This window comes from Actinosynnema sp. (genome assembly GCF_052038725.1).
Map to the genome: position 1 here is coordinate 1 of NZ_JBQGCX010001344.1, position 6,165 is coordinate 6,165.

Sequence of the window (6,165 nt, forward strand, 5' to 3'; positions counted from 1 at the left end):
GCCGAGGGGCGGTCCTCGGGGGCGCCCACGGGCTCCCGGCCACCGGGCGCGGTGTCGGGGGGACCGATCGGCGTCGTGCCGGAGCCGTCCGCCGACGGCGCGGGGGAGCCGCTGGCGGACCCGGTCACGGTGATGGTGCTCGTGCCGGTGCTGGTGCGCGTCACGGTCGAGCCGGAGGTCTCGGTCAACGTCACGGTCGGCCCGGCGATCACCTCACCGGCCTGGAACACGAACGGCAGCATCGCGGCGATCCCCATGAGCAGGCCACCGAGCCCGTTCGCCCACTCCGGGGTGATCTTCCGCAGCCGCCCGGCTAACCGGCGGTGCCACTTCTCCCTCGAACCCTGCTCCGACATCCGCGCTCCTCGACCGGGCCCCGGCGGCGCGGGCCGGTGATCCGGCCTGCCGCGGGGGCGACCCGACCGAGGATGATCGGCGGCACCCGGCTGCGACAACCGCCCCAGCCGGGAACGGGCCGTCCGGCCCTACTCGAACCGACTCGGGTCCCCAGCCCCCACCCGCAGCACCTCGGCCTCCCCGCTGGAGAAGTCCACCACCGTCGTCGGCTCGGTGCCGCAGTCGCCGGAGTCCAGGACGGCGTCCACCACGTGGTCCAGCCGCTCCTTGATCTCCCACCCCTGCACCAGCGGCTCCTCCTGGTCCGGGAGCAGGAGCGTGCTCGACAGCAGCGGTTCGCCCAGCGCCTCCAGCAGGGCCTGCACCACCGCGTTGTCCGGGATGCGCACGCCGACCGTCTTCTTCTTCGGGTGCAGCAGCCGCCTCGGCACCTCGCGGGTCGCCGACAGGATGAACGTGTAGCTGCCCGGCGTCGCGGCCTTGATCGCGCGGAACGCCGCGTTCTCCACGTACGCGAACTGGCCCAGCTGCGCGAAGTCCCGGCACACCAGGGTGAAGTGGTGCTTGTCGTCCAGGTTCCGGATCTGCCTGATCCGGTCCAGGCCCTCCTTGTTGCCCAGCTGGCAGCCGAGCGCGTAGCAGGAGTCCGTCGGGTAGGCGATCAACCCGCCCGCCCGCACCACCTCGACCGCTTGGTCGATGGCGCGCCGCTGGGGGTTCACCGGGTGGACGTCGAGGTACCTGGCCATGCCGGGAAGCCTAGTCCGCGCTGATCACGGCCGCTCACGGGCCGCCGCGCCCGCCGCTGTGCGGGTGATCACCCGACGGGCCACACTGGGTGACGGGCGCACCGCTCCCGGTGACCACGCCCCGTGACCGCACCACCCCGGAGGACGAGAAGATGCCCCTGTCCGGCGAGTACGACCCGAGCCCCGAGAAGTGGGTGCGCGACCAGGTCGAGCTGTACGAGAGCTCGGGCGGCACCGAGGGCACCACGCTGCGCGGGATGCCGGTGATCGTGCTGACCACGCTGGGCGCCAAGTCCGGCAAGATCCGCAAGTCGCCGCTGATGCGCGTCGAGCACGACGGCCGGTACGCGATCGTCGCCTCGCTCGGCGGCGCGCCCAAGCACCCCGTCTGGTACCACAACGTGGTCGCCAACCCGCAGGTCGAGCTGCAGGACGGGCCGGTCCGCAAGGAGTACGTGGCCCGCGAGGTGACCGGCGAGGAGAAGGCCCTGTGGTGGGAGCGGGCGGTCGCCGCGTTCCCCGACTACGCCGACTACCAGCGCAAGACCGAGCGGGAGATCCCGGTGTTCGTCCTGGACCCGCTGCCCTGATCCCCACGTGCGGGTGACCGCCGTCCGGTGCGGCGGTCACCGCAGGTCACGACTCGAACAGCTCCGCGAGCCGGGGGAGCCGCGCCCGGTTCTCGGCCGGGTCCTCCACGTCCCACTGCTCGCCGTCGGGCTTGCGCCGCACCACCGCGCCGCGCCGCTCGGCCACCGCCGCGAGCAGCGAGTCGCTCTCCCCGCGCGCCCGCTTGTACGCGTCGCGCACCAGGTGGCTCATCGACTCGTACCCGAGCCACCCGCCGCCCTCCCGCGCCATGCGCAGCACCACCGGCAGGTCCGCCAACGAGTCCGGGTCGGCCACCGCGGCCTCGAACACCGCACGCCCCTGGAGCACCAGCCCGTCGCGGAAGTCCGCGAACCCGTCGTCCCCGCACCCGCCCTCGATCAGGTGGGCGGCGTGCCAGAGCGGCCACCGGTAAGCGCTGTCCACGATCTCACCGTGCCGCAGGGAGAACTCGACCAGCTCCTCGCCGGACAACGCCCCGAGCTGGGCGACGACGGCGTCGGGCAGCGGGTCCTCGCGCAGGTCGCGGTCCCCCGCGAACTCCCCCGCGGCGGCCCGCGCTCGTTCGACCAGGGCCCAGTACGCATCGCGGTCCATGAGCGCCGATCCTAACCATTGGGGGCGCCCCCGCCCCGCCCAGCAGGCTTCCCACCTGCGGGGACCACCCCGGAGGCCGGGGCACGGGAGCCGGAGCCGGACCCGCTCAGGCGCGCCGGGTCCGCCGCAACCACAGCAGCCCCAGCACCGGCAGCACCAGCGGCACGTAGCCGTAGCCGCCGCCGAAGTCCGACCACACCGTGGCCTCCGGGAACCACCCCGGCTCCAGCACGCTCAGCGCGCCGATCACCAGCACGCCCACCAGCTCCACCGCGCACGACGCGAACGCCACCCGCCGCGACGCGCCGTCGCCGCGCACCAGCATCACCGTCGCCACCACGTACACCACCGCCGCGAACGCCGACAGCGAGTAGGCCAGCGGGGCGTGCGAGAACTTCGTCGTGATCTGCAGCGCGGACCTCGCCGTCGCGGCCAGGGCGAAGATCCCGTACACCGCGATCAGCACGCTGCCCGGACCGCTCCTGGTGCGCTGCGCCAGCGTCAGCGGCTCGCCACCCGAGCCGGAACCCGCGCCGCGGGACGACACCCGGTCCGCGAACCGGCTCGCCGCCGAACCCGGCTCCCCGTCACCCTCGCCCACCCCGGACCGCTCCTCCCGCTCAGGCATGACCGGCCCAGATCTGGTTCAGCCGCACCACCATGACCGCCGTCGTCAGGCACCCGACCGCCAGCACCGACGCCCCCGACCGCGACCGGTCCACGATCGACCAGAACCCCGCCAGCGGCAGCAGCAGCAACGCGGTCAGCAGGTAGCCGAAGAACGTCGCCCCCGACACCGCCTCGTGCCCGTCGCCCGCCAGCAGCACCGCGCCGACCACCGTCTGCGCCAGCAGCGCCACTTCCTGCGACACCACCAGGGCCGCCACGCCCAGCGTCGTCCAGTCCTCCAGCGTCAGCGGCTTGTCCAACACCGCCAGCAGCACCGCCCACCCCGCCGCGAGCAGCGCGGCGGCGATGGTGGCCGTGGCCAGCCAGTCGATCATCAGGTGGGTTCCTCACCGGTACGGGGTATGCCCTGAAGGCTAGAACACCCGCGTTGCGCGCTTCGGTGCTGGTCGCTGCGCGGTTCCGTGCGAATCGCTGGTCGGAGTGGGGTGGCGTGGACGGATATTGGTGGAACGTGGCGCTGGTGGCCGTGCTGGTCCTGGTGAACGCGGTGTTCGCCGGCAGCGAGATGGCGCTGGTCTCCCTGCGGGAGGGCCAGATCAGAGCCCTGGAGCGGGAAGGGGGTCGTGGCGCGCGCACGCTGGTCAAGCTCGCCCGCGACCCGAACCGCTTCCTGGCGACGATCCAGATCGGCATCACCCTGGCGGGCTTCCTGGCGTCGGCGGCGGCGGCCGTGACGCTCGCCGCGCCGCTGGTGCCGCTGCTGGACTTCCTGGGCAGCGCGGCCGACCCGGTCGCCGTGGCGCTGGTCACGATCGTCCTCACGTTCTTCACGCTGGTGCTCGGCGAGCTCGCGCCCAAGCGCCTGGCGATGCAGAACGCGCTGCGGTGGGCCAGCTTCGTGGCCAAGCCGCTCGACGTGCTGTCGGCGGTCTCCCGCCCGGCGGTGTGGCTGCTGAGCAAGTCGACCAACGCGGTCGTGCGGCTGTTCGGCGGCAACCCGGACGCCGCCGAGGAGCAGCTCAGCCCGGAGGAGCTGAGCGACCTGGTGTCCGGGCAGCAGGGCCTGAACCCGGAGCAGCGCGAGATCATCACCGGCGCGCTGGAGATCCACGCCCGCCGGTTGCGCGAGGTCCTGGTGCCGCGCCGCGAGGTCGTGACGCTGCCCGTGGACATGGCGATCCCGCAGGCGCGCGCCGAGCTCGTCGCGTCCGGCCGCTCGCGCGCGCCCGTCGTGCGCACCGGCCACCTGGACGACGTCGTCGGCGTCGTGCACCTGCGGGACCTGCTCGACGACGGGGTCTCGCTCACGCAGGTCGCGCGGCAGGCCGTGGTGTTCCCGGACTCGCTGCGCGTGGTGGACGCGCTGCGCCGCTTCAAGACCGAGCGCGAGCAGTTCGCGCTGGTCGTGGACGAGCACGGCGCGGTCGACGGCATCGTCACCCTGGAGGACCTGCTGGAGGAGGTCGTCGGGGAGATCTACGACGAGACCGACCGGGACGTCCTGGAGGTGCGCCGCGAGGAGGACGGGGCCATGGTGCTGCCGGGCACGTTCCCGGTGCACGACCTGGTGGACCTGGGCGTCGAGCTGCGCGACCCGCCCGAGGGCGACTACACCACCGTCGCCGGGCTGATCCTGGTCGAGCTGGGCCTGGTGCCCGAGGGGCCGGGGGACCGGGCGGCGGTGGCGGGCTGGGACTTCGAGGTGCTGGCCGTCGAGCACCACGCGATCACGTCGGTTCGGCTGCGGCGGGCCGAACCGGCGGAGGCCGACGCGGAGCAGGACCCGGACGGGCAGGTGGTCGGGGCGGACTGAGCGCCGGGAGGGGCCGACCGGGAAGTTCCGGCAGTGAAGTCGTTGCGGGGCAAGGGGAATCGGCACGTCGGTGGGCCGATTCCCCGAGGTCGTCAGACCAGCTCGGGCAGCCGCGCCGCCACCTCGTCCGGGGACGGCATCGCGGCGATCTCCGCCGCCACCGCCTTCGCCGCCACCGCGACCTCCTCGGAGGCCAGCAGCCCGCGCGCGGCGGACGCGACGGCCTCGGCGGCCACCTCGTCGCCGATCAGCCGCCCGCCCAGCCCGGCCGCGACCACGGCCTCGGCGTTGGTGAACTGGTCCGCGCCCTGCGGCAGCACCAGCTGCGGCACGCCCGCGCCGAGCGCGCCCATGGTCGTGCCGCTGCCCCCGTGGTGCACCACCAGGTCCACGTGCGGCAGCAGGTCCGCCTGCGGCACCCACGCGTGCAGCGACACGTTGTCCGGCACCTCGCCGAGCGCGGCCGTCTCCACCGCCGGACCGGCCGCCACCAGCACGTGCGCGTCCAGCGAGGCCAGCCCGTCGATCGCGGCCCGGAACACCTCGGCGTGCCCGAACGCGGTGCCCAGGGTCAGGTAGACCAGCGGCTCGTCGCGGGGCGCGGTGGCGATCGCGGGCAGCTCGCCCGGCGCCGCGAACGGCACGGGCCGCAGCGGGATCGTGTCCGGGATGGTGAACGACGGGTCCCGCAGCGACGGCGGGCAGATGTCCAGGTACGGGTTGCCCAGCAGGAACACGCTGTCGTCGCCACCGCCCAGGTCCACCTCGCCCAGGTCGACGCCGTGCTCGGCCGCGACGCCGCGCAGGTGCCCGACCATCAGCTTGGGCATCTCGGAGCCGGACGACATGCGCCCGAACCCGTGGCACAGCACGGGAACGCCCGCCGCCCTGGCCGCGATGCCCGCGCCGGGGTTGGCCAGCTCCTGGACCACCAGGTCGGGGCGCTCCTGGTCGATGAGCCCGGCGACGCCGGTGGCGAACGAGCGGGCGAGCAGGTCGCCGAACAGCCGGGCGATGATCGGGGCGCCCTCGGGACCGCTGAGATCGCGCGGGGTCGTGCCGGGCGGCAGCAGCTCGCCCGCGACGTCGCGCATCCCGGCGCCCGCGACGACCGGTTCGACGCCGATGCCCGCGAGGACGTCGTGGAAGCCGCCGGTGGTGGCGAACTTGACCCGGTGACCGGCGCGCACGGCGGCCCTGGCCAGCGGTAACAGGGGGAACAGGTGCCCGTGGGCACCGAGGCTGGAGAAGAGGATCAGCACGGAACTCAGCGTACGCTGAATTAGCTTCACGAAGGGGTTGTTCGCGAGGGGCTGACCGGTGGCGGCCATCCGGGGGCGGCGCCTGGGGGCGTCACCGGGAGGAGTGCCACCAGGGGGCGGCACCAGGAGGAGCGGTGCCTGGGGGTGT

General features: G+C 73.9%; 8 protein-coding genes. 2 read left to right on the forward strand and 6 right to left on the reverse strand.

Annotated elements, in window-relative coordinates; translation table 11 throughout:
• Together ACTUAL_RS28355 and ACTUAL_RS28360 are read right to left on the reverse strand one after the other, a co-directional pair.
• A partial coding sequence (locus tag ACTUAL_RS28355; protein ID WP_440902385.1) for a hypothetical protein occupies positions 1-356 on the reverse strand: 356 nt, incomplete at its 3' end.
• Between the two features lie 129 nt (positions 357-485).
• Positions 486-1,106 carry an L-threonylcarbamoyladenylate synthase gene (locus ACTUAL_RS28360; protein WP_015803701.1) on the reverse strand — a complete coding sequence of 207 codons (621 nt, stop codon included), beginning with the start codon at positions 1,104-1,106 and terminating at the stop codon, positions 486-488.
• Between the two features lie 152 nt (positions 1,107-1,258).
• Between ACTUAL_RS28360 and ACTUAL_RS28365 the strand changes: the two genes are divergently transcribed.
• Complete coding sequence (locus ACTUAL_RS28365; protein ID WP_096497979.1) at positions 1,259-1,696, forward strand: nitroreductase family deazaflavin-dependent oxidoreductase; 438 nt, start codon at positions 1,259-1,261, stop codon at positions 1,694-1,696.
• 46 nt (positions 1,697-1,742) lie between these two features.
• On the opposite strand, the gene ACTUAL_RS28370 is transcribed toward ACTUAL_RS28365, so the two are convergent.
• The 3 genes from ACTUAL_RS28370 to ACTUAL_RS28380 all read right to left on the reverse strand — a co-directional run bounded on the left by ACTUAL_RS28370 (position 1,743) and on the right by ACTUAL_RS28380 (position 3,316).
• Positions 1,743-2,312, reverse strand: a complete 570-nt coding sequence (locus ACTUAL_RS28370; RefSeq protein WP_096495878.1) for a DUF4240 domain-containing protein — start codon at positions 2,310-2,312, stop codon at positions 1,743-1,745.
• Positions 2,313-2,418: 106 nt separating this feature from the next.
• Positions 2,419-2,940: a hypothetical protein gene (locus ACTUAL_RS28375; protein ID WP_440902386.1), complete on the reverse strand. Its 522-nt coding sequence runs from the start codon at positions 2,938-2,940 to the stop codon at positions 2,419-2,421.
• Complete coding sequence (locus ACTUAL_RS28380) at positions 2,933-3,316, reverse strand: hypothetical protein (RefSeq protein ID WP_096495876.1); 384 nt, start codon at positions 3,314-3,316, stop codon at positions 2,933-2,935. Before ACTUAL_RS28380 ends, ACTUAL_RS28375 begins: the two co-directional genes overlap by 8 nt.
• A gap of 116 nt (positions 3,317-3,432) precedes the next feature.
• Between ACTUAL_RS28380 and ACTUAL_RS28385 the strand changes: the two genes are divergently transcribed.
• Positions 3,433-4,755 (forward strand): hemolysin family protein, encoded by a 1,323-nt coding sequence (locus tag ACTUAL_RS28385; protein WP_440902387.1) that lies wholly within the window; start codon positions 3,433-3,435, stop codon positions 4,753-4,755.
• 92 nt (positions 4,756-4,847) lie between these two features.
• Here the strand turns inward: ACTUAL_RS28385 and ACTUAL_RS28390 are convergent, their stop codons facing one another.
• On the reverse strand, positions 4,848-6,017 hold the full coding sequence (locus ACTUAL_RS28390) for a glycosyltransferase (RefSeq protein ID WP_440902388.1): 1,170 nt from the start codon (positions 6,015-6,017) through the stop codon (positions 4,848-4,850).
• Between the last annotated feature and the right edge of the window lie 148 nt (positions 6,018-6,165).

Bases quoted from the DNA above. Each gene is read 5' to 3' on its own strand.
- ACTUAL_RS28370 (WP_096495878.1), bottom strand. From the start codon at position 2,312: ATGGACCGCGATGCGTACTGGGCCCTGGTCGAACGAGCGCGGGCCGCC.
- ACTUAL_RS28365 (WP_096497979.1), top strand. From the start codon at position 1,259: ATGCCCCTGTCCGGCGAGTACGACCCGAGCCCCGAGAAGTGGGTGCGC.
- ACTUAL_RS28380 (WP_096495876.1), bottom strand. From the start codon at position 3,316: ATGATCGACTGGCTGGCCACGGCCACCATCGCCGCCGCGCTGCTCGCG.
- ACTUAL_RS28360 (WP_015803701.1), bottom strand. From the start codon at position 1,106: ATGGCCAGGTACCTCGACGTCCACCCGGTGAACCCCCAGCGGCGCGCC.
- ACTUAL_RS28375 (WP_440902386.1), bottom strand. From the start codon at position 2,940: ATGCCTGAGCGGGAGGAGCGGTCCGGGGTGGGCGAGGGTGACGGGGAG.